Source organism: Actinomadura opuntiae (assembly GCF_030283205.1).
In the GTDB taxonomy this organism is placed as follows: domain Bacteria; phylum Actinomycetota; class Actinomycetes; order Streptosporangiales; family Streptosporangiaceae; genus Spirillospora.
Genome location: NZ_JASNWF010000008.1, coordinates 29699 through 51699 on the forward strand (window position 1 = coordinate 29699; position 22001 = coordinate 51699).

Below are 22001 nucleotides of genomic sequence, written 5' to 3' on the forward strand. Positions count from 1 at the left end.
GAAGGCTCGGCGCAGAGACGACGAAAGGAACGGCCATGGACCCGGGCTCAGCTTCCCCCGAGGGGGGACGACCCCCCGCGCCACCCGGCCCGGCTGCGCCGGACTGGGTGGAGAAGGCCGCGAGAGCCCTGCTCGACGCGTACGCCTCCGGCGTCCCGATCGCGCCCCTGACCGCGTCGCACCCGGACATGACGGTGGACGACGCGTACGCGATCCAGCGCGTCCAGTCGGACGCGTGGACCGCCGCGGGCGCCCGGATCAAGGGCCACAAGGTGGGCCTGACGTCGGCCGCGATGCAGCGCCAGATGGGCGTGGACCAGCCGGACTTCGGCATCCTGCTCGACTCGATGTTCCTGCCGGAGAGCGCCCCGATCGACGCGGGCCGGTTCCTGCAGCCGCGGGTGGAGCCGGAGGTCGCGTTCGTGCTCGGGCGGCCGCTGTCCGGGCCGGGCGCGACGGCCGCCGACGCGGTCGCCGCGGTGGAGTACGTGCTGCCCGCGCTGGAGGTCATCGACTCGCGGATCGCGGACTGGAAGATCACCCTGCCGGACACGGTCGCCGACAACGCCTCCAGCGGCGGCCTGGTGCTCGGCACCCGGCCGGTCCGGCTGGACGACCTCGACCTCGCGCTCATGGGCTGCCTGCTGCACCGCGACGGGAACCTGATCGACACCGGCGCGGGCGGCGCGGTGCTGGGCTCGCCGATCAACGCGCTGGTGTGGCTGGCCAACGTGCTGGGCGAGCGCGGCATCGCGCTGGAGGCCGGGCACGTGGTGCTGCCCGGCTCGATCACCGCGGCCGTCCCGGTCGCGACCGGAGAGACACTCACGGCAACGTTCGCCGGGATCGGTTCCGTGACCGCCCGGTTCGGAAAGGAGGCCCTCAGATGAGCGAAGCGACCCGGGGCGCGCGGGGGGCCGTCCCCCCTCGAGAAGGCACCGGCAGACTGACGGCCGCCATCGTCGGGCCCGGCAACATCGGCACCGACCTGCTGGTCAAGCTGAAGCGCAGCGAGCTGATCGACGTGCACTCGATGGTCGGGGTGGTCCCCGAGTCCGACGGCCTGGCCCGCGCCCGCGAGATGGGCGTGCCGGCGTCGGCGGAGGGCGTGGACTGGCTGCTGGACCAGCCGGCGCTGCCCGACCTGGTGTTCGAGGCGACGTCGGCGAAGGCGCACCTGGCCAACGCCCCGCGCTACGAGGAGGCCGGGATCACCGCGATCGACCTGACGCCCGCCGCCACCGGGCCGCTGGTCTGCCCGCCGGTGAACCTGGACACGCTGTCGGACGCGCCGAACCTCAACATGATCACCTGCGGCGGGCAGGCGACGATCCCGATCGTGCACGCGGTGTCCTCGGTCGTCCCGGTGCCGTACGCGGAGATCGTCGCGTCGATCTCCTCGCGCTCGGCCGGGCCCGGCACCCGCGCGAACATCGACGAGTTCACCGAGACCACGGCGCGCGCGATCGAGCAGGTCGGCGGCGCGGCCCGGGGCAAGGCGATCATCATCCTGAACCCGGTCGAACCGCCGATGATCATGCGGGACACGGTGTACTGCGCGATCCCGTCCGACGCCGACACCAAGGCGATCGCCGCGTCGATCGAGAAGATGGTCGGCGAGGTCGCCACGTACGTGCCGGGCTACACGCTGCGCGCCGAGCCGCAGTTCGACGGGCCCCGCGACATCTGGAACGGGATGGCCCGCGTGGCGGTGTTCCTCGAGGTCCGCGGGAACGGCGACTACCTGCCGCCGTGGGCCGGCAACCTCGACATCATGACCGCGGCCGCCGCCCGGGTGGGCGAGCAGCTCGCGCGCAGGAAGGTCTTCTCATGAGCGAAGCGAACCGGGGGGTGCGGGGGGTCGTCCCCCCGCAGGGAGCAGGTATGACCGAGCAGACGGCGGAGAAGATCCGCATCACCGACTCGACGCTGCGGGACGGCAGCCACGCGATGGCGCACCGCTTCACCGAGGAGCAGGTCCGCGGCGTGGTGCACGCGCTGGACGGCGCGGGCGTCGAGGTCATCGAGGTGACGCACGGCGACGGCCTCGGCGGCTCGTCCTTCAACTACGGCTTCTCGCTGGAGGACGACGTCAAGCTCGTCGCCGCGGCCGTGGACGAGGCGACGCAGGCCAAGATCGCGGTGCTGCTGCTGCCCGGCCTCGGCACGGTGAAGGACCTGAAGATGGCGCACGACGCGGGCGCGTCGGTGGCCCGGGTCGCGACGCACTGCACCGAGGCGGACGTGTCGCTGCAGCACTTCGCCGCGGCCCGCGAGCTCGGCATGGAGACCGTCGGGTTCCTGATGCTGTCGCACCGGGTCGGCCCGGAGGAGCTGGCGAAGCAGGCGCGGATCATGGTGGACGGCGGCGCGCAGTGCGTGTACGTCGTCGACTCGGCGGGCGCGCTGGTGCTCGGCGAGGCGCAGGAGCGGATCAGCGCGCTGGTCAAGGAGATCGGGCACGAGGCGCAGGTCGGCTTCCACGGCCACCAGAACCTCTCGCTCGGCGTCGCCAACTCGGTGCTGGCGCAGCAGAACGGCGCCCGGCAGATCGACGGGGCGCTGTGCGCGCTCGGCGCGGGCGCGGGCAACTCGCCGACCGAGGTGCTGGTCGCGACGTTCGAGCGGCTCGGCATCCCGACCGGCGTGGACGTGCAGGGCGCGATGGCCGCCGCGGACGACGTGGTGAAGCCGTTCCTGCACCGGCTGCCGTTCGCCGACCGGGGCGCGATCACGCAGGGGTACGCGGGCGTGTACTCCAGCTTCCTGCTGCACGCCGAGCGGGCGGCCGAGCGGTACGGCGTGCCGGCGCACGAGATCCTGCAGAAGGTCGGCGAGGCCGGCTACGTCGGCGGCCAGGAGGACATGATCATCGACGTGGCGCTGCAGCTCGCCGCGGAGCGCGAGCGCGCCTCCTGACCACGGCCCGCTCAGGTCCGGGAGCCCGATCCGGCGAGCGGGCCCGCGTCCAGGTCGGCGAGGAGGGCGCGGAGGTCGTCGTAGACGGCCGCCGCGCCCGCCTCCGCCAGCTCGTCCCGGCTCCACCCGCCGGTGAGGACGCCCACGCACGGCATCCCGGCCCGCGCGGCGGCCTCGACGTCCCAGCGGGTGTCGCCGACGAACACCGAGCGCGACGCGGGGACCCCGGCGCGCTCCATCGCCAGTTCGACCAGGTCCGGGGCCGGCTTGCTCGCCCCCACCTCCGAGGACGACGTGGCCTCGTCGATCGCGTCGTCGGCGTCGAGCGCGGCGCGCAGCGCCTTCAACTCGGGCTCGGCTGCGGAGCTGGCCAGCACGACCCGGCTCCCCCGCCGGTGGCATGCGCGCAGCAGGTCGGCGGCGCCGTCGAACGGTTTGAGCCGCGTCCAGTACTGCGCGTAGAGGGCGGAGTGCGCCGACCGGACGGCGTCGTCGTCGTCGCGGTCCCGGTCGCCGGGGAGCAGGTGGTCGAGCAGCTTGTCCGAGCCCATCCCGATCGCCCGGTGGATGGTCGCCATCGGGACGGTGTGGCCGTACTGCAGGAACGCCTGCCACCACGTCGCGGCGTGCAGGTAGTTGGTGTCGACCAGGGTCCCGTCGACGTCGAAGAGCACCGCATCGATCATGCCGGGGCCGTACCCGCGGGCGGGCGGGGAAACCGGCGCCGGCCGCACCTTCGGGCGCGCGTGCGGCCGGCACCGGGGTCTGCGGTCGGGAACGGGACCGACCGGACAACGGAACTCTAGGCGCTTCTTGGCGCTACGACAATAGCTATTGGCGGTCCGCCAACAAGAAGTCCGGCGGGCTACGCGGAACCGCCCCGCGGCCCGAGGGCCGCGGGGCGGTTCCGTGCCAGCGGGGACGGCGGGTCAGTGCTCGTGCACGATCACGCCGCGCAGGTTCCTGCCGTCGCGCAGGTCCTGGTAGCCCTCGTTGACCTGGTCGAGCGTGTACCGCCGGGTGACCAGCGCGTCCAGGTCGAGCTTGCCCTGGTCGTACAGGCGCAGCAGGCGCGGGATGTCGTACTGCGGGTTCGCCGACCCGAACAGCGACCCCTTGATCGTCTTCTCGAAGAGGGTGAGGACGGCGCCGGACACGTGGATCGTGAGCTTCTCCGGATGCGCGAGCCCGGTGACCACCAGGGTGCCGCCCTTGCCGGTCACGTTGAACGCGGCGGTCACGACGTCCTCGTCCACCACGCCGACGGTCACCAGCGCCTGGTCGGCGCCCTGCCCCCAGGTCAGCTCCATCACCTTGGCGAACGCCTCGTCGGCGTCGCCGAACGCGTGCGTGGCGCCGAGTTCGAGGGCCTTCTCGCGCTTGAACGCGACCGGGTCGACCGCCACGATGTTGGCCGCGCCCGCGTGCCGGGCGCCCTGGACGGCGTTGATGCCGATTCCGCCGATGCCGTACACCGCGACGGTGTCGCCGGCCCGGACGCCGCCCGCGTACACCGCGCTCCCCCAGCCGGTCGGGACGCCGCAGCCGACCAGCACCGCCGTCTCCAGCGGCAGCCACTCGTCGACCTTCACCACCGAGTGCTGGGAGATCGTGGCGTACTGGCTGAACGTGCCGATCATGCACATGGCGCCGAAGTCCTCGCCGCCGCCGTGGAAGCGGAACGTCCCGTCGGGCATGTCGCCGTTCAGGATGGTGGCGCCCATGTCGCAGATGCTCTGCCGCCCGGTCGAGCAGTAGCGGCACGTCCCGCAGTTGGGGATGAAGCTGCACACGACGTGGTCGCCCGGCGCGACCTTGGTGACGCCGGCGCCGACCTCCTCGATGACGCCGGCGCCCTCGTGCCCGCCGACGATCGGGAACCGCGGCACCAGGTCCCCGTCGGTGAGGTGCAGGTCCGAGTGGCACAGGCCGGCCGCCACGTAGCGGATGAGGACCTCGCCGTCCTTCGGGCCGTCCAGGTCGAGCTCGGTGATCTCGAACGGCTTGCCGGGTCCCGCGAGTACTGCTGCCCTGGTCTTCACGCGCCTGACCTCCGGGGTCCGTGGGTGAGGTACCTCACAACGTAACCCCGCGCACCTGTCCCGGCATAGGGCGCGGACCGGGCGGGACGGGCGAGCGGCGCCCCGCCCGGCCCGGGTCAGTAGCCGGGCCCGCTGAGCAGGCCCCCGTCCACGAGGATCTCGGTGCCGGTGCAGTACGCGGACTCGTCGGACGCCAGGTAGACGGCGGCGCCGGCGACGTCGTCCGGCTCGCCCCAGCGCGGGATCGGCAGCGCCTTGAAGAACGCGTCGGCGTCGACCTCCACGCGCCTTCATCGGCTCGGCCACCGCCCGCATCCCGAGCCACGGGCCGACCAGGTTCACGTCCAGGACCTGCTGCAACTGCTCGCGCGTCATGTCGGTCAGGAGCCGGTGCCGCAGGATGCCGGCGTTGTTGACCAGCACGTTCAGCTTCCCGAACCGGTCGACGGCGGTCGCGACCGCGCGCCGCCAGTCCTCCTCGCGCGTGACGTCCATCGGGACGAACACCGCGCCGGTGGCCGCCGCGACGGCCTCGCCCCGCTCCTCCAGCAGGTCGCCGAACACCACCCGCGCGCCCTCGGCGGCGAACCGGCGCACGTGCGCCTCGCCGATGCCGCGCGCGCCGCCGGTGATCAGGGCGACCTTGCCGTCGAGCCGTGCCATCCTCGTCCTCATTCCGGGTTCTCGATCCGCACCAGGCCCTCCGCGACCGCCCACTCGATGGACGCGCGCAGCGCGCCGCAGTGCCGGATGCGGGCGCCGGGCTCGCCCGCCGCCACCCGCGGGGCGATCTCCCCACAGGCGGCGCCGGCCTCGGCGGTCCACTGCACGCTGGTGTGCGGCGGGCTGTTCTTCTCGACCAGGACGCGCGCCCCGCACGCCCGGCAGTCGACGGGCTGCATCCGCTAGCCCCGCATCGACTCGGGGATCGCGGAGAACGACACGCCGTTGGCCACGTTCTCGGCGACCTCCGTGCGCCAGGTCCGCACGGCGCGGGAGGTGTCGATCTCGAACTCGAACCGGTCGGTCATCTCCGGCGTGACGTCCTCGACGTCCACGTAGAACTGCCGGTACCAGCGGCGCAGCTGGTAGACGGGGCCGTCCTGGTCGCACAGGAGCGGGTTGTCGATCGCGGTCTTGTTCTTCCAGATCTCGACGTCCTGCAGGAAGCCGAGGCCGACGCCCTCGGCGACCTGCGCGGCCGTCGCGTCGGCGTCCTCGGCGGACATGCCGGGGAACTTCTTGACGATCACGCCCCACTGGAGCATGAAGGAGGTCGGGCTGATCGGGTAGTGGCAGTTGATCAGGACGGTCTCGACCGTCATGTCCTCCGCCTCGTTCCAGAGGTAGTCGATCATGTACGAGGGGCCGTAGTAGGCGGCCTCGGACTTCTGGTCGATCTTCTGCGGCGGACCCGGGACGAACCCGAGGTAGGCGTCGTCGCGGGACGTCCCGTCGAAGTACTGGGCGGCGACGTGGCCCTCGAAGACGTTCTTGAAGTAGGTCGGCAGCGCGTAGTGGATGTAGAAGAAGTGCGCCATGTCCACGACGTTGTCGACGATCTCGCGGCAGTGCGAGCCGTCGACCCGCAGCGTGTTCCAGGTCCAGGCGCTCCACTCGTCGCTGAACGCGCCCTCGATGCGCGGGATCGTCACCTCGGGCGGCGGCGGGTTGCCCTGCGGGTCGTTCCAGACGAACAGCTGCTTGTTCTCCTCCAGCACCGGCCAGGCGCGGGTGCGGGCGCCGCGCGGCGTCCGTTTGGCGTAGGGGATGCCCGCGCACTTGCCGTCGCCGCCCCAGCGCCAGTCGTGGAACGGGCAGGCGATGGCGTCGCCCTTGACGGTGCCCTGGGTCAGGTCGCCGCCCATGTGGGGGCAGTAGCCGTTGAGGACGTTCAGCTTGCCGTTCTCGCCCTGGAACACCACGAGCTTGGTGCCGAACGCCTCGACGGCGTGCGGCTTGCCGTCGCGGAACGCGTCGGCCAGGCCGAGGCAGTGCCAGCCCCGGGCGAACCGCTCGGGCGGGGGCGCGGCCTCGATGACGCGGTGGTTCATGATGTGCCTCCTTGCGTGGCCGGCTCGTCGCCGGCGGCCTCGACGGTGGCTGCTTGCTGGGCGATGTGGGCGGCGGCCGCGTAGCCGAAGGTCATGGCGGGGCCGATGGTGGCGCCGGGTCCCGGATAGGTCTCGCCGGTCACCGCCGACGAGCAGTTCCCGGTGGCGTACAGGCCCTCGATCGCGGACCCGTCCGCGCGCAGCACCCGGGCGTCGGCGTCGGTGACGAGCCCGCCCTTGGTGCCGATGTCGCCGGGGACGACCGGGACCGCGTAGAACGGGCCCTTCTCCAGCGGCGCGAGGTTCGGGTTCGGCAGTGTCGGGTCGCCGTAGTAGTTGTCGTAGGCGCTGTCGCCGCGCCCGAAGTCGGCGTCCTTGCCGGCGCGCGCGAACTCGTTGAACCGCTCGAACGTCGCTTCGAGCCGGCCGGGCGGGACGCCGATCTGGGCGGCCAGCTCGGCAGGCGTGTCCCCGGTCTTGAGGAAGCCGCTCTCCCGCCACTTCTTCGGGAACGGCTGGCCGGGGAACAGCCCGACGAACACGTAGCGGGCCTTGGCGCGCGCATCGATGATCATCCAGGAGCCCATCGCGGGCATCCCGCGCTCGTACATCCGGTCGACGAACTCGTGGTACGGCAGCGACTCGCGCGCGTACCGCTCCCCGTTGCCGTCCACGATCACCATGGACGGGATGGCGCGGTCGGCGACCAGGAAGAACAGCCGGCCTTCCGGCGTCGGGACCGACGGCGCGCCCCACACCTTGTCCATCAGGTCGACGGCGGCGCCGAGCCGCTGCCCGGCGCGGAGCGTGTCGCCGGTCTGCCCTTCGGCGGCGTGCGTCCACTCGGTGCTGGTCGGGGCCGGGAGGTACTGCTCGCGCAGCGCCTGGTCGTGGGAGAACCCGCCCGCCGCGAGGACGACGCCGCGCCGCGCGCGGACCGTCACGTCCCGTCCGCCGCGCCGGACCGTGACTCCGGCGACCCGGCCGTCCTCGACGACCAGGTCCTGGAACGGGCTGGACAGCCACAGCTCGCCGCCCGCCTCGGCGAGGGCGAGCCGCAGCCGGGCGATCAGCGCCTCGCCGAGCGACAGCAGCCTCCGGCCGGTCAGCAGCGCGCCGACCGCGCGGACGCCGACGCGCACCGCCGTCCGCTTGCCCTTCCACGTCCGCGTGACCATGTTGAGCTTGCCGAAGTCGGCGGAGGTCATCGTCAGCCCGTAGGTGGGCAGGCCGGCGCGGCGCATCCTCGCGAACTCGGGGCCGAGCTTGCGGCCGTCCACGATGCACGGCTCGACCGACCGGCCCTCCGGCTTCCCGCCGGGCGCCTCCGGGTAGTAGTCGGAGTAGCCCGGCGTGTACGCGAACCGCACCCAGCGGGTCCGGTCATGGAGGAAGCGCAGCATCTCGGGGCCGCGCGTCAGGTAGGCGTGCTTGCGCTCGTCCGGCACGCGGTCGCCGACCGTCGCGTCCAGGTAGGCACGGGCGTTCGCCAGGGTGTCGCGCTGCCCGGCCTCCTCCAGGTAGAGGTTGTTCGGGATCCAGACGGCGCCGCCGGACAGGGCCGTCGATCCGCCGTACCGGCCGGTCTTCTCCACCACCAGGGCGGTGAGGCCGTGCGCGCGGGCGGTGACCGCCGCGGTGAGGCCGCCCGCGCCGGAGCCGACCACCACGACGTCGTACTCGTGTTCTGCCTGCATGAGGTCCCTTCTCCGGCTAGTGGAAGGCGCCGGCGGCGTAGTCGCCGCGGAAGTACAGCAGCGGCCCGTGGTCGCGCCGGTCGTGCAGCCCGCGGACGGCGCCCACCACGATCAGGTGGTCGCCGGCCTCGTGGACGTCCTCGATCGCACAGTCGATCGCGGCGAGCGCCCCGTCAAGGTGCGCGGTGCCGTGCGGCGAGGCCGTCCAGCCGACGCCGGCGAACTTGTCGGCGCCGCTCACCGCGAACGCCCGGCACACCCCGCGCTGGTCCTCGGCGAGGACGTTGACGGCGAAGCGGCCGGTCGCGGCGATCCGCGGCCAGCTCGTGGACGTGCGGGCCACGCAGAACATCACCAGTGGCGGGTCCAGCGACAGCGACGCGAACGACTGGCAGGCCAGGCCCGCCGGCCGCCCGTCGCCGTCCACCGAAGTGACGACGGTGACGCCGGACGCGAACCGGCCGAGCACGTCCCGGAACTCCGCGGAACCGCTCATATCATCGTGTCCGTCACTTCGAGGCCGAGCGCGCCCATCCCGTACAGGGTCAGCGCCCGCTCCGGGTCGTTGACGGCGTGGACGCGCCCGGCGTGCGCGTCCCGCCAGCCGCGCTGCACCGGATGGCCCTCCTTGAGCGCGTGGCCGCCCGCGTTCTCGAACAGCAGGTCGACGGCCCGGATCGCGCGGGCGGTCCCCATGACCTGGTCGCGGCGGGTGCGCAGCCGCAGCTTCAGCGGGAACTCCTCCCCCGCCTCGGCCGCCGCCATCAGCTCCCGGATGTTGCGCTCCATCAGCGTCCACGCGGCGTCGATCTCACCGGCGGCGGTGGCGATGCGGACCTGCGCGTGCGGGTCCTCGGCCACCTTCTGGCCGTAGGAGACGCGGATGCGCTCGCGGGTCGCCTTCAGGTAGGCGTCCAGCGCGCCCTGCGCGATGCCCGCGATCGGCATGCTGATCGTCGTGGAGAACACCGCGGCGAACGGCAGCTTGTACAGCGGCGCCTTGTTGACCTCGTGGCCGGGGCAGGCGCATGCGGAGGTGTCGGCGAAGCTCAGCGTCCGGTACTCGGGGACGAAGGCGTCCTCGACCACGATGTCGTTGCTGCCGGTGCCGCGCAGCCCGATCGTGTGCCACACGTCGTCGATCCGGTAGTCGGCGCGGGGCAGCAGGAACGTGCGCATGTCGACGGGGTCGCCGTCGGGTCCGGGGACGAGCCCGCCGAGGAACACCCAGTCGGCGTGGTCGCAGCCGGAGGAGAAGCTCCACCGCCCGCTCACTCGGAACCCGCCGTCCACCGGCGTGATCTTCCCGGTCGGCGCGTAGGACGAGGAGATCCGCGTGTTCGGGTCGGCGCCCCACACGTCCTCCTGCGCGCGGGCCGGGAACAGCGCGAGCTGCCAGGGGTGCACGCCGACGACCGAGGCGACCCAGCCGGTGGACCCGCACGCCGCGGAGATCTCCCGGACGGCCGTGTAGAAGGTCGCCGGGTCGGCCTCGTGGCCGCCGAACGCCTTCGGCTGCAGCAGCCGGAAGAACCCCGTCCCGGCCAGCTCCTTGATCGTGGACTCCGGGACCCGGCGCGCCTCCTCGGCCTCGCCGGCCCGTTCCGCGATCGCGGGCACGAGGTCGCGCACCGCCTCCAGAACCTGCTCGCTCATGCGGGCGCCCTGCGGGGGGACGACCCCCCGCACCCCCCGGTTCGCTTCGCTCATGCCTGCTCCTTGCTCACGCACTCGTCCCCCCGGACGCCGTGCCGGGTGATCCGGCTCACCCGGGAGTTGCGTGCACGGTAAGCCTGGTGTTCCAATTAGAAATAACGACGTCCCGCTGAGCGGGAGACAAGCGGGAGGAACCAGCCCATGCCGGCACCCGCCGCGGCGACCGAGCCGCCCCTGGAGTCCTCGATGCTGGCCCGTGCGGCGCGCATCCTGTACTCCTTCACGAGCACGAGCCCCGAGCTGTCGATGAGCGAGGTGGTCCGGCGCACCGGGCTGCCCCGGTCGTCGGTGCACCGCATCCTCGACCAGCTCGTCCAGCTGCGCGCGCTGGAGCGCACCGGACCGCGCTACCGGCTCGGCCTCGGCCTGCTCGAGCTCGGCGCGCTCGCGGTGCACCAGAACCGGCTGCGCGAGACGGCCCTGCCCCACCTGCGCCGGCTGCACGAGGCGACCGGCGCGCTGGTGCACCTGGCCGTGCTGGACGGCCCCGAGATCGTCTACCTGGAGAAGATCGGCGACGGGCCGCAGGAGCGCGTGCCGTCCCGGCTCGGCGGCCGGCAGCCCGCCTACTGCACCGGCGCGGGCAAGGCCCTGCTGGCGTTCGCCGGCGAGGACGAGCTGGCCGAGACGCTCGCCGCCGGGCTGCCCGCCCGCACCACGTTCACCATCACCGACCCGGCCGCGTTCCGCCGCGAGCTGGCCTACATCCGTGACCACGGCGTCGCGTTCGACCGCGAGGAGGGGCACCGAGGCGTGTCCTGCGTCGCCGCGCCGCTGCGCGACGCCGCCGGGCGCGCCGTCGCGGCGATCTCCGTCTGCGGGCCGCCGGCCCGGATGGACGCGCGCCGGATCGTCCCGCCGCTGCTCACCACGGCCCGCGACGTGTGGCGGGCCCTGTTCACCGCGGGCCCGCACCCGCGGCCGCGCTGACCGGAGGCGCTGACCGGAGGCGCTGACCGGAGGCGGTCTCCCGCTCATCGGGAAAGCGGCGAGGCGCGCGCGGCGGGGGTTCCTACGGTGTGGGCCACCTCTCACCCCCTCTTCCAGGAGGACCCCCATGCCTTCGATTCGTGGCGCGGGCGTCGCCGCGCTCCTCGCGGCCGGCGGCCTGCTCGCCTCCCCCGTCGCGGTCGCGGCGGCGCCCGTCCCGGCGGCGGTCGCGCAGGCGCAGGACGCACTGCAGGGCACCGTCAACTTCCGCGACCTCGGCGGATACCGGACGGTCTCGCACGCGCGCGTCCGGCCCGGCCGCGTCTTCCGGACCGACGCGCTGAACCGCACGACGGACGCCGACCTCGGCGCGCTCGCCCGGCTCGGCGTCCGCGCGGTCGTGGACTTCCGCACGCCCGGCGAGGTCGCGGGCGACGGCGCGGACCGGCTCCCGCCCGGCCTGGCCGTGACCGCGCGCCCGATCTCCGACGCCGGCATGTACGCGGCCGTGAACGCCGCGATCGGGTCGAAGGATCCCGCGAAGCAGGAGGCCGTGCTCGGCGGCGTGCGCGGCGCGGAGATCATGCGCGCGCTGTACCGGACGTTCGTCAGCGACGCCGGTTCCCGCGCGGCGTTCGGCCGGACGCTGCGCGACCTCGCCGACCGGTCGAGCACGCCGCTGGTCTTCCACTGCACGAGCGGCAAAGACCGGACCGGATGGATGAGCTACCTGCTCCTGCACGCGCTCGGCGTCCCGGACAGCACCGCCCGGTACGACTACCTGCTGTCGAACCAGTACCGGCAGGACGCCGACGCGGCCACCCGCGCGCAGCTGAAGGCGGCCGGGTACATGCAGGATCCCGAGCTGCTCGTCCCGATCCAGGAGGTGCGCCCCGACTACCTGGACGCGGCGCTCGACCAGGTGCGCCGCTCCTACGGCACGCTCGACCGCTACCTGCGCGTCGGCCTCGGCGTCGACGCCCGCACCCAGGCCCGGCTGCGCCACGACCTGCTCGTCCGCTAGCCGCGTTGAGGGACGGCGGGGTCAGCCGGTGCTGAGGCCGCCGTCCACGGCTAGTTCGGCGCCGGTGATGTAGGCGGAGGCGTCCGAGGCGAGGAACAGGACGAGGCCCGCGACGTCCTCGGGGATGCCGGCACGGCCGAGGGGGACGCGCGGCGCCTTGCCCGCGCCGCGCTCGACGCCGATGCTCGCGATCATCGGGGTGTCGATCACGCCGGGGTGGACGGAGTTGACCCGGATCCCGTCGGCGCCGAGGTCGAGCGCGGCGGAGAGCGTCAGGCCGCGCAGCCCGAACTTGCTCGCCCCGTAGGCGGAGTGGCCGCGGATGCCACGCAGGCCCGCCGTGGAGGAGATGTTCACGATCGACCCGCCGCCCCGCGCGCGCATCGCGGGCACCACCGCCCGGATCCCGAGGAACGGCCCGATCAGGTTGATGCGCAGGATGTCCTCGAAGTTCTCGCGGGTCTCGTCGGCGACCGGGGCGGTGCGCCAGATCGCGGCGTTGTTGACCAGCACGTCCACGCCGCCGAACTCCTCGCCGGCGACTGCGGTCACCCGTGCCCAGTCGTCGGCCGACGCCACGTCGTGAGGGACGAACCGGGCGGCGTCCCCGATGGACGCCGCCACCGCCGCGCCCTCGTCCGCCAGCACGTCGGTGAGCACCACGCGGGCGCCGGCCGCGGCGAGCATCCGCGCCTCGGCCTCGCCCTGCCCGCGCGCGGCACCGGTGACGATCGCGACCTTCCCGTCGAGCCTCATGCCCCGGAACCGGCCCGCTCGGCGGCGCGGAAGTGCGGGATGACCGTCTCGCCCCACTGGCGGATCGTCTCCATGCACACCTCCTGCGGGACGGTGCCCATCTGGATCAGGCACATGATCTCGTCCACGCCGATGTCGGCGAGCCGCTGGACGTACTCGATCGCGTAGTCGGCGGTGCCGTAGGCGTGCTCGGCGTTGAAGGTGCCGGTGTCCTGCGGGCGGGCCGGAATGTTGGCCTCGTTGAGCTTGGCGACCAGCGCCTCCTTGTCGCGGGCGAGCGCGGCGATGTTGTCGTCGTCCTCGGTGTCCTCGGCGGGGGCGGGGCCGTGGCCGTACCAGTGCGCGATGGACTCGGCGAAGAACCGCTGGCCGCGCGCGCCGATGCGCAGGGCGCGGTCGCCGTCGTCCAGCACGATCGTCGGGCACAGCGCCACGAACCTGTCGGTGGTGTCGGTGGTGACGAGCCGCTCCGGCGTGCGGGTGCGGACGATGTCCCAGTAGAGGTCGTACATCTCCTTGACCTCCTCGGGCCCGGCGAAGCCCATCACCAGCGCGCCGACGCCGAGCGCGGCGGCGAGCTTGACCGTATCGCGCTTGGAGCAGGCCATGTACAGCGGCGGGTGCGGGGTCTGCACGGGACGCGGCAGGATCTTCGCCGGGCCGACGTCCAGCAGGTCGGTGTGCCAGTCGACCTCGTCCTTGCGCCAGGCGTTGGCGAGGAAGCGCAGCGACTCCTCCATCTGCGGGTAGGTCGCGGACGGCTCGACGCCGTACATCCCCATCTCCATCCGGGTGGAGCCGCGGCCGCCGCCGACGTCGAGCCGCCCGCCCGACAGCGCGTCCAGCATGCCGACCCGCTCGGCCACCCGGACGGGGTGGTTGTAGTTGAACGGCATGCAGATCACGCCGTGCCCGATGCGGATCCGGGACGTCCGCGCGGCGACCCAGCTGAGGAAGACCTCGGACGCGCTCATGTGGGCGTAGCGCTCCAGCCCGTGGTGCTCCACCGCCCACACGCGGTCGAAGCCCATCTCCTCGCCGTAGACGGCCTGGTCGACGCTGTCGAGCAGGAGCCGCCGCTCGCGCTCGGGGGTCGGGTTCGCCAGCTGGGCCTCGAAGATCATCGAGAACTGCATCGGGGTGCACCTCCAGTATTACGAGTCGGAATATTCCTAACAGATATATTGCTGGGCCGCCACATGACCGTCCGGCATGGGCCGGCCGCTACGCTGGGCGGGTGAGCGACACGGCACCGAACGGCGGCGCGGCGAGGGGCGGCACGGCAAAGGACCGCACGGCGAAGGACGGGGCGGCCGGCGAGTCGCCGAACCTCCCGCCGACCAGCTGGGCCGTGCTCGGGCTGCTGTCCTTCGGCCAGGAGCTGTCGGGCTACGACCTGAAGAAGTGGGCCGACTGGAGCCTGAAGTTCTTCTACTGGAGCCCGTCCTACAGCCAGATCTACGGCGAGCTGAAGCGGCTGGAGAGGCTCGGGTTCGCCACGTCCCGCGTCGAGCTGACCGAGAGCACCCGGGGCAAGCGCGTCTACGCCATCACCGAGGAGGGCATGGCCGCGGTGTCGCGCTGGGCGCGCGAGGCGCCGGTCGAGCCGCCCGTCCTCAAGCACGGCGTGATGCTGCGCACCTGGCTCGGCCACCTGATGGAGCCGGCCCGGCTGCGCGAGATCCTGGAGCAGCACGGCGACTACGCCGAGAAGATGAGCCGGCGCGCGGCGGCCGACGCCGGGGGCGCGGCCGAGGTCGCCGAGTGGGCGTACCCGGAACTGGTGCTGCGCTGGTCGCAGCGCTACTACGAGGCCGAACGGGAACTGACCCGCCAGATGCTCGCCGACCTGGACGAACTCGCCGCCGGGTCCGCGAAGCGCTAGCACCGGGCGACCCGCCGGCCCGCCGCGCTCAGCTCGCGAGCGCATGGCCGAAGCCGCCGCGGAAGAACAGCAGCGGCCGGGCGGCGCGGCCGGCGGCCAGGTCCCGCACCCGCCCGACCACGATGGCGTGGTCGCCGCCCGGCAGCTCCCGCTCGACGTCGGCCTCGATCCAGGCCAGCGCGCCGTCCAGCAGCGGCGAGCCGCCGGGACCGGGCGTCCAGGCGACCCCGGCGAACTTGTCCCGGCCCGCCATCGCCCGGCACAGCCCGCCCTGGTCCGCGGCGAGCACGTTCACCGCGAACCGGCGCGCCGCGCGCACGCGCGGCCAGGTGGTGGACGCCGCGCCCGGGCAGAAGCAGACCAGGGGCGGGTCCAGCGACAGGGACGAGAACGACTGGCAGGCCATGCCGACCGGCTCGTCGCCGTCCATGGCCGTGACCACCACGACCCCCGTGCAGAACGCGCCGAGGACCCGGCGCATCCGCTCGCCCGTCACCGGCACCGCGCCCCCGGGTGCCGCCGTCTCCTCCGTCGCCGCGTGCGCCGCCATGCGCCCTCCCCATGCATCGAATCGATATATTTCTAATAGAAACATTCCGATTAGAAGCATCGCTGTGGTTCGATGTCAAGGCGCCCGGCTCCCCGTCCGGCCCGAAGGAGCGAGACCATGCCGCCCGACCTGCCCTCCGACCCGCCGCCCCGGACGATCCCCGCGCTCGTCCGGCACGCCGCCCGCGTCCACGGCGACCGCGAGGCGCTGGCGGCCGAGACCGCGCGGGGGCCGCTCCGGCGGACGTTCGCGCAGCTCGGAGCCGATGTCGAGGCGTCGGCGCGGGCGGCGATCGGCGCCGGGGTCCGGCCCGGCGACCGGGTGGCGATCTGGGCGCCCAACAGCGCGGAGTGGATCGTCGCGGCGCTCGGGCTGGTGAGCGCGGGCGCGGTGCTGGTGCCGCTCAACACCCGCTACCGGGCGGCCGAGGCAGCCGACATCCTGCACCGCAGCCGCGCGACCGCGCTGTTCACCGTCCGCGGGTTCCTGGGCAACGACTACCCGGCGATGCTGGCCGCGTCAGGCGCCGACCTGCCCGACCTGCGGCGGATCGTCCTGCTGGCGGGCGAGCCCGACGCGACCGCGGTGAGCTGGGCCGACCACCTCGCGGGCGGCGCGGTCGTCGGCGCGGACGAGGCGCGGAAGCGCGCCGCCGAGATCCGCCCGGACGACGTCTGCGACATCGTCTTCACCTCCGGCACCACCGGACGTCCCAAGGGCGCGATGTCGACGCACGGGCAGACCCTCCGGGTCTTCGAGGCGTGGAGCGGGGTCGCCACGCTGCGGCCGGGCGACCGGTACCTGCTGATCAACCCGTTCTTCCACACCTTCGGCTACAAGGCGGGCGTACTGGCGTGCCTGCTGAACGGCGCGACGATGCTGCCCGAGGCGGTGTTCGACGCCGGGCGCGCGGCCCGCCGGCTGGCCGAGGAGCGGGTCACCGTCCTGATGGGCCCGCCGACGATCTTCTCCGCGCTGCTGGCGCTGCCCGGCCGGCCGCCGCACGCGCTGCGGCTGGCGGGGACCGGTGCGGCGGACGTGCCGGTCGACCTCGTCCGCCGGATCCGGAGCGAGCTCGGGGTGCCGGACGTCTTCACCGCCTACGGGCTGAGCGAGGCGTGCGGCGTGGCGTCGGTCTGCCCGGTGGACGCCGACGCCGAGACCGTCGCGCGCACCACCGGTCCCGCGCTGCCCGGCACCGAGATCCGGATCGCCGGCGCGGACGGCCGGCCGCTGCCGCCCGGCGGGACCGGCGAGATCCTGGTGCGCGGCTACAACGTGATGAAGGGCTACCTGGACGACCCGGACGCCACCGCGCACGCGATCGACCCCGCCGGCTGGCTGCGCACCGGCGACTGCGGGCGCCTGGACGAGCGCGGCTTCCTGACCGTCACGGGGCGGCTGAAGGACATGTTCGTGGTCGGCGGCTTCAACGCCTATCCGGCGGAGATCGAGAGCGTGCTCGTCCGGAATCCGGCGATCGCGGACGCGGCGGTCGTCGGGGTGCCGGACGCGCGGCTCGGCGAGGTCGGCGCGGCGTTCCTGGTGCCGCGGGACGGCGAGACGATCGACCACGAGGAGCTGACCGGCTGGCTGCGCGAGCGGCTCGCCAACTTCAAGGTGCCCCGGCACTTCCACGTGGTGGACGAGCTGCCCCGCAACGCGAGCGGGAAGGTCGTCAAGCAGGAGCTGCGGGAGCGGGCGTGATCAGCCCGGGGCCTGCGTGGGCGTGCCGGCGGGCGGGACGGCCCGTCCGGACGCGAGCAGCTCGTCCAGGTCGGCGAGCATCTGGTCGGCCAGGTCGCGCTCGGCGGTGTAGTAGCGGGTCGCCCAGCGCGCCACCAGTTCGGGGTAGGCCCAGCCGGACACCGACGCCGCGTAGGAGCGGGAGTACTCCGCCTCCTCCAGCAGGCGCTGGGCGTCGTCGCGGTGCTCGGTCACGATCTGCCGCAGCCGCTCGGGGGTGGCCAGGTGCCCGAGCCACACGCGCAGGGCCGTCCCGTGCTTGAGGACGGGCGGCTCGACCGGCGCCCGCTCGACCCAGCCGGCGAGCGCGTCGCGTCCGGCCGGGGTGATGGTGTAGACGCGCCGGGACCGGCCGTCGGCGGCGGTGCCCAGGCGGGACTCGGCGTATCCGACGCGCTCCAGCCGCTTGAGCTCGGTGTAGATCTGGCTCATCGCGGGGCTCCAGTAGAAGAACCGCAGGATGTGCTCGGCCCACTGGCGGATCTCGTAGCCGGTCAGCCCCTCCCCGAAGGACAGGATGCCGAGCACGGCCCAGGCCGTGGCGGGCAGCCGTTCGCCGGACGGTTCGCCGGACGGTTCGCCGGACGGTTCGCCGGGCGGTTCGGAGGGCAGCGCCATGCGCCCAGCGTAGCCACTGGACCGGGTCTGCCGCGTCACATCCCGACCTAGATGTTCCAATTTGGAATATGTTGTGAAGAAAGCGCACGTCAGAGCGAGGAGAGGGACATGTCCGGGCTGCAGGGCAAGGTAGTGATCGTCACGGGCGGGGCCCGCGGCCTGGGCGCCGCGGCCGCCGCGCGGATGGCGCGCGACGGCGCGAAGATCGTCGTGACGGACCTGCTGGAGGAGCCGGGCACCACGACCGCGGCCGAGGTCGGCGGGCTGTTCGTCCGGCACGACGTCACCGAGCGGGCCGGCTGGGAGGCCGTGACCAGGGCCGCGCTCGACGCCTACGGGCGGATCGACGGGCTGGTCAACAACGCCGGCATCGCGTCGAACTCGCTGATCGAGAACGAGACCCCGGAGTACTTCGAGAAGGTGCTGAGGATCAACCTGTTCGGGGTGTTCCTCGGCCTGCAGGCGGTCATCGAGCCGATGAGGGCGGCGGGCGGCGGCTCCATCGTCAACATCTCCTCCGCGGCGGGGCTGACCGCGCTGCCGCTGACCTCCGGCTACGGCGCGTCCAAGTGGGGCGTCCGCGGCCTCACCAAGATCGCCGCGACGGAGCTGGGCCGGCACCGGATCCGGGTCAACTCCGTGCACCCCGGCATGACCTACACGCCGATGACCGCCGAGCACGCCACGCCGGGCGAGGGCGGCTTCCCGCTCGCCGCGCTCGGCCGGGTCGGGGTGCCCGAGGAGATCGGCGAGGCGGTGTCCTTCCTGATCTCGGACGCGGCGGCCTACGTGACCGGCGCCGAGCTGGCCGTGGACGGCGGCTGGACCGCGGGCGAGGTCGTGATGATGGCGCAGGCGGCCGGCTGACCATGCCGCTCGACCCCCGGGCGCAGAAGATCGCCGCCGCGATGACGGCGGGCTTCCCCCCGATCGGCGCCGAGGTCACCGACGCGGTGCGGGCGCGGCGGCTGCTGGCCGCCGCGCCGCGTCCCGACCTCGCACCGATCCCCGTCGCCCGCACCGAGGACCGCGACCTGGACGGCGCCGGTCCGCCCGTCCGGATCTACTGGCCGGACGGCGCCGCCCCGTACCCGGTCACCGTGTTCTTCCACGGCGGTGGCTTCACCCTCTGCGGGCTGGACAGCCACGACCGCTTCTGCCGGATCCTCGCGTCCGGCGCCGGCACGATCGTGGTCTCGGTCGACTACCGGCTGGCGCCCGAGCACCCGTTCCCCGCCGCCGTCCAGGACGCGCGGGCCGCCGTGGCCTGGGCGCACGCGAACGCGGCGGCGCTCGGCGGCGATCCGGACCGGCTGGCGGTGGCGGGCGACAGCGCGGGCGGCGCGCTCGCCGCGGTCGCTTGCCTGACCGCCCGCGACCACGCGGGGCCGCCGATCACGTTCCAGCTGCTGGTCTATCCGGTGACCGACGCCGGGCAGGACACCGCGTCCTACCGCGAGCACGCCGAGGGCGGTTTCCTGACGGCGGCGCACATGCGGTGGTACTGGGAGCAGTACCTGGCCGATCCGGCCGACGCGGACCACCCGTACGCCTCGCCGCTGCGGGCCCCGGACCTGTCCGGTCTGCCGCCGGCCTTCGTCCTCACCGCCGAGTGCGACCCGCTCCGCGACGAGGGGGAGGCGTACGCGGCGCGGCTGGCCGAGGCCGGCGTCCCGGTGGAGGTCCGCCGGTTCGACGGCGCCTTCCACGGCTTCTTCGGGCTCGACCACGTGCTTCCCGTCGCCGCCGAGGCCCGCCGCGTGACCGTCGACAGGCTCCGCGCCGCGCTCGGCACCGCCCCGCCCGCTCGGCCGTAGCCCTGCGGCGCGGGCCCGTCACCAGGCGTCCGGCACCGCAACGATCTACTACTGGGTTTGTAGTAGATTGGGGCGAAGCGTACGTGATCGAGGCTTGGGGCTGCCGTGACGGGGGCGAGCGTGACGGGCCCGTGCGCCGCCCGTCCCGCGCCTGAGGCGTCAGCCGGGCGGCCGGGCGCGGGCGTCGCGCAGGGTCGCGAAGACGTCGTCGAGCAGGGGGCGCGCGGGCGTCCTGCCGTGCTCGACGTACCACTCGCGGCCGAGGGCGAGGCGGAACACCGGCCGGGGCAGCCTGAGCAGCACCGCCAGCGTCCGGACGCCGGTGTCGGCGCCGGCCTGGCTCGCGTGGGCCGCCATCGCGGCGCGCTTCTGGGCGGCGAAGCGGCGCACGTCCACTCGATGGGTGAGGGCCTCCGGGGCGGTGTAGGCGGCGGCGAAGCGGGACGGCGCGAAGTCGGCGGGGATGCCGGGCAGCCGCGCGATGAGCGCGAGCGCGCGCCGCAGCAGCCGCCGGTCGACCGTGGCCTCCAGGACGACGGGGGTTCCGGCGAGTCCGGCCGCGCGGGTGCCGACGCGGTGCACCTGGACGTGGTCGGGGTGGCCGTATCCGCCCGCCGGGTCGTAGACGGTGAGGACGTCGGCCTCCTCTTCTTCGAGGATCGCGGCCAGCCGTGCGGCGGCCTCGTCGACGTCCGCATGGGCGAAGGCGTCGGCGGCCCCGGACGGGTCGGACGCCATGCCCGAGTCGGCGTAGCCGAGCCACTCGACCCGCGCGCAGCCGAGTGCGCGGGCGGAGTCGCGGAGTTCGGCGAGGCGGCGCTCGCCGAGCCGTCCGTCCGCGCGGTCGGCGGACGATGCCAGGCCCGCCTCCCCCACGGTCGCCATCACCAGGACGACCCGGTGCCCGTCGGCGGCGGCGCGCGCGAGAGTGCCGGCGGTCAGCAGCGCCTCGTCGTCAGGGTGGGCGTGGAAGGACACCAGCGTGTACGGCACCGGTCAAGTCTGCCGGAGCACGCCGGCGTCCCGGCACCGGGAGCGCGCCGATGAGGATCGCGCACCTGACCGACTACTACTTGCCGCGGCTGGGCGGGGTGGAGATGCACGTCCACGACCTGGCGACGCGCCAGCACCAGGCGGGCCACGACGTCACCGTGATCACCTCGTCCGCGCGGCCGGTGCAGGAGCGGCACGCCGAGTGGGGCGGCGACGAGGACGGCGGCGGTCCGCGCGTGCTGCGGCCCACCGAGCGGATGCCGTTCCCGACGACGCTGAACCCGGCCGGGATCGCGGCGGGCCGGAGGCTGGTGCGGCGCGGGAAGTACGACGTCGTCCACGTGCACGCGGGCCCGTTCACGCCGCTGGCGATCGCGGGCACGGCGCTGGCGGCGCGGATCCCGACCGTGGTGACGGTGCACTCGTTGATCTCCTACATGGCGCCGGCGTTCCGGGCGCTGGACGCGGTGACGGGCTGGTCCGCGCTGCCGGCGGTGTGGACGGCGGTCAGCGACACCGCCGCCGAGCCGGTGCGGCGGCTGGTCGCGCCCGCGCCGGTGTTCGTGCTGCCGAACGGCATCGACGCGGAGTCCTGGCGGGTCGAGCCGCTCCCCCGCACGCCGGGCGAGGTGCTGGTCGTCGCGGTGATGCGGCTGGCGCCGCGCAAGCGGCCGCATCACCTGCTGCGGGTGCTGCGGCGGGCGCGCGCGGCGCTGGGCCCGCGGGCCGGGCTGCGCGCGGTGATCGTCGGGGACGGTCCGGAGCGCCGCTCCATCGAGCGGTACCTGCGGCGGCACGCGATGACGGGCTGGGTGAGCCTGCCGGGGCGGCTGGAGCGGGAGCAGATCCGGGCGCTGTTCCGCCGTGCCGACATGTTCGTGGCGCCGGCGGTGCTGGAGTCGTTCGGCATCGCCGCGCTGGAGGCGCGCTGCGCGGGACTGCCCGTCGTGGCGCGGACCGAGGGCGGTATCGGCGAGTTCGTGACCGACGGCCTGGACGGGTTCCTTGCGTCCGGTGACGGCGCGATGACGGAGGCGATCGTCCGGCTGGCGTCGGACGAGGCGCTGCGCACCCGGATGGCGGCGTGCAGCCGGGCGGTGCCGCCGCCGGTGACCTGGCCGGGCGTGCTGCGGCGGACCGAGGACATGTACGGCCTGGCCGTCGAACGGCTGGAACGGGCGCCCGACGGGCCGTCCGGGGGAAGGGTGGGCTGAGCCGTCCGCGCGTCGCTCCTGCGCCCCGAAGCGCACAGCA

23 protein-coding genes and 1 pseudogene are annotated in these 22001 nt (G+C 73.8%); 10 read left to right on the forward strand and 14 right to left on the reverse strand.

Translation table 11 applies throughout. The features are described 5' to 3' along the window. The first annotated feature begins 107 nt into the window (after positions 1-107). The 3 genes from QP089_RS18265 to dmpG are packed head-to-tail and all read left to right on the forward strand — an operon-like array spanning position 108 to position 2919. Complete coding sequence (locus QP089_RS18265; protein WP_285912854.1) at positions 108-890, forward strand: 2-keto-4-pentenoate hydratase; 783 nt, start codon at positions 108-110, stop codon at positions 888-890. Beyond that, the gene (locus QP089_RS18270; RefSeq protein WP_285912855.1) at positions 887-1834 is read left to right on the forward strand and encodes an acetaldehyde dehydrogenase (acetylating); all 948 of its coding nucleotides are present in this window, start codon (positions 887-889) and stop codon (positions 1832-1834) included. Before QP089_RS18265 ends, QP089_RS18270 begins: the two co-directional genes overlap by 4 nt. A 50-nt stretch (positions 1835-1884) precedes the next feature. Next, positions 1885-2919: a 4-hydroxy-2-oxovalerate aldolase gene (dmpG, locus tag QP089_RS18275; protein WP_285912856.1), complete on the forward strand. Its 1035-nt coding sequence runs from the start codon at positions 1885-1887 to the stop codon at positions 2917-2919. Positions 2920-2930: 11 nt separating this feature from the next. Here the strand turns inward: dmpG and QP089_RS18280 are convergent, their stop codons facing one another. From QP089_RS18280 to hsaA, 9 genes and pseudogenes are all read right to left on the reverse strand, one after another. Further along, the gene (locus QP089_RS18280) at positions 2931-3605 is read right to left on the reverse strand and encodes an HAD family hydrolase (RefSeq protein ID WP_285912857.1); all 675 of its coding nucleotides are present in this window, start codon (positions 3603-3605) and stop codon (positions 2931-2933) included. A gap of 243 nt (positions 3606-3848) precedes the next feature. Then, positions 3849-4961, reverse strand: a complete 1113-nt coding sequence (locus QP089_RS18285; protein WP_285913249.1) for an NDMA-dependent alcohol dehydrogenase — start codon at positions 4959-4961, stop codon at positions 3849-3851. A gap of 116 nt (positions 4962-5077) precedes the next feature. Continuing rightward, positions 5078-5245 carry an SDR family oxidoreductase gene (locus QP089_RS18290; RefSeq protein WP_285913250.1) on the reverse strand — a complete coding sequence of 56 codons (168 nt, stop codon included), beginning with the start codon at positions 5243-5245 and terminating at the stop codon, positions 5078-5080. Between the two features lie 55 nt (positions 5246-5300). Then, a pseudogene (locus tag QP089_RS18295) lies at positions 5301-5636 on the reverse strand (SDR family NAD(P)-dependent oxidoreductase); the annotation flags it as partial. After that, positions 5633-5863 carry a ferredoxin gene (locus QP089_RS18300; RefSeq protein ID WP_285912858.1) on the reverse strand — a complete coding sequence of 77 codons (231 nt, stop codon included), beginning with the start codon at positions 5861-5863 and terminating at the stop codon, positions 5633-5635. The gene QP089_RS18300 and the pseudogene QP089_RS18295, both read right to left, overlap by 4 nt. Before the next feature lie 3 nt (positions 5864-5866). Then, complete coding sequence (locus tag QP089_RS18305; protein WP_285912859.1) at positions 5867-7015, reverse strand: 3-ketosteroid-9-alpha-monooxygenase, oxygenase component; 1149 nt, start codon at positions 7013-7015, stop codon at positions 5867-5869. Next, complete coding sequence (locus tag QP089_RS18310) at positions 7012-8712, reverse strand: FAD-dependent oxidoreductase (protein WP_285912860.1); 1701 nt, start codon at positions 8710-8712, stop codon at positions 7012-7014. Before QP089_RS18310 ends, QP089_RS18305 begins: the two co-directional genes overlap by 4 nt. A 16-nt stretch (positions 8713-8728) precedes the next feature. Continuing rightward, complete coding sequence (locus QP089_RS18315) at positions 8729-9208, reverse strand: flavin reductase family protein (protein ID WP_285912861.1); 480 nt, start codon at positions 9206-9208, stop codon at positions 8729-8731. After that, on the reverse strand, positions 9205-10422 hold the full coding sequence (hsaA, locus tag QP089_RS18320; RefSeq protein ID WP_285912862.1) for a 3-hydroxy-9,10-secoandrosta-1,3,5(10)-triene-9,17-dione monooxygenase oxygenase subunit: 1218 nt from the start codon (positions 10420-10422) through the stop codon (positions 9205-9207). Before hsaA ends, QP089_RS18315 begins: the two co-directional genes overlap by 4 nt. A gap of 147 nt (positions 10423-10569) precedes the next feature. On the opposite strand from hsaA, the gene QP089_RS18325 reads away from it, so the two are divergent. Then, positions 10570-11358 carry an IclR family transcriptional regulator gene (locus QP089_RS18325; protein WP_285912863.1) on the forward strand — a complete coding sequence of 263 codons (789 nt, stop codon included), beginning with the start codon at positions 10570-10572 and terminating at the stop codon, positions 11356-11358. Positions 11359-11485: 127 nt separating this feature from the next. Next, the gene (locus QP089_RS18330; protein ID WP_285912864.1) at positions 11486-12382 is read left to right on the forward strand and encodes a tyrosine-protein phosphatase; all 897 of its coding nucleotides are present in this window, start codon (positions 11486-11488) and stop codon (positions 12380-12382) included. A 21-nt stretch (positions 12383-12403) separates the two neighbouring features. Here QP089_RS18330 and QP089_RS18335 read toward each other — a convergent pair whose 3' ends face one another. Beyond that, positions 12404-13138, reverse strand: coding sequence for a glucose 1-dehydrogenase (locus QP089_RS18335; RefSeq protein WP_285912865.1), 735 nt, complete (start codon positions 13136-13138; stop codon positions 12404-12406). Beyond that, complete coding sequence (locus tag QP089_RS18340; protein WP_285912866.1) at positions 13135-14274, reverse strand: LLM class flavin-dependent oxidoreductase; 1140 nt, start codon at positions 14272-14274, stop codon at positions 13135-13137. The genes QP089_RS18335 and QP089_RS18340 overlap by 4 nt, the downstream gene beginning before the upstream one ends. A 101-nt stretch (positions 14275-14375) precedes the next feature. Here QP089_RS18340 and QP089_RS18345 point away from each other — a divergent pair, with 101 nt between their 5' ends. Beyond that, the gene (locus QP089_RS18345; RefSeq protein ID WP_285912867.1) at positions 14376-15023 is read left to right on the forward strand and encodes a PadR family transcriptional regulator; all 648 of its coding nucleotides are present in this window, start codon (positions 14376-14378) and stop codon (positions 15021-15023) included. A 28-nt stretch (positions 15024-15051) separates the two neighbouring features. On the opposite strand, the gene QP089_RS18350 is transcribed toward QP089_RS18345, so the two are convergent. Further along, complete coding sequence (locus tag QP089_RS18350; protein ID WP_285912868.1) at positions 15052-15573, reverse strand: flavin reductase family protein; 522 nt, start codon at positions 15571-15573, stop codon at positions 15052-15054. 117 nt (positions 15574-15690) lie between these two features. On the opposite strand from QP089_RS18350, the gene QP089_RS18355 reads away from it, so the two are divergent. Beyond that, positions 15691-17280: a FadD3 family acyl-CoA ligase gene (locus tag QP089_RS18355; RefSeq protein WP_285912869.1), complete on the forward strand. Its 1590-nt coding sequence runs from the start codon at positions 15691-15693 to the stop codon at positions 17278-17280. Here QP089_RS18355 and QP089_RS18360 read toward each other — a convergent pair whose 3' ends face one another. Continuing rightward, positions 17281-17937, reverse strand: coding sequence for a helix-turn-helix transcriptional regulator (locus tag QP089_RS18360; RefSeq protein WP_285912870.1), 657 nt, complete (start codon positions 17935-17937; stop codon positions 17281-17283). Between the two features lie 108 nt (positions 17938-18045). Between QP089_RS18360 and QP089_RS18365 the strand changes: the two genes are divergently transcribed. Together QP089_RS18365 and lipP1 are read left to right on the forward strand one after the other, a co-directional pair. Beyond that, positions 18046-18804: a glucose 1-dehydrogenase gene (locus tag QP089_RS18365; RefSeq protein ID WP_285912871.1), complete on the forward strand. Its 759-nt coding sequence runs from the start codon at positions 18046-18048 to the stop codon at positions 18802-18804. Between the two features lie 2 nt (positions 18805-18806). Then, entirely contained in the window at positions 18807-19754 is a 948-nt protein-coding gene (gene lipP1, locus QP089_RS18370; protein WP_285912872.1) for a LipP1 family hormone-sensitive lipase, read from the forward strand. Positions 19755-19913: 159 nt separating this feature from the next. Here the strand turns inward: lipP1 and QP089_RS18375 are convergent, their stop codons facing one another. Then, complete coding sequence (locus QP089_RS18375; RefSeq protein WP_285912873.1) at positions 19914-20747, reverse strand: PIG-L family deacetylase; 834 nt, start codon at positions 20745-20747, stop codon at positions 19914-19916. Between the two features lie 50 nt (positions 20748-20797). Between QP089_RS18375 and QP089_RS18380 the strand changes: the two genes are divergently transcribed. Beyond that, a complete protein-coding gene (locus tag QP089_RS18380; RefSeq protein ID WP_285912874.1) occupies positions 20798-21961 on the forward strand; it encodes a glycosyltransferase family 4 protein in 1164 nt (387 codons plus the stop codon). Positions 21962-22001 lie beyond the last annotated feature (40 nt).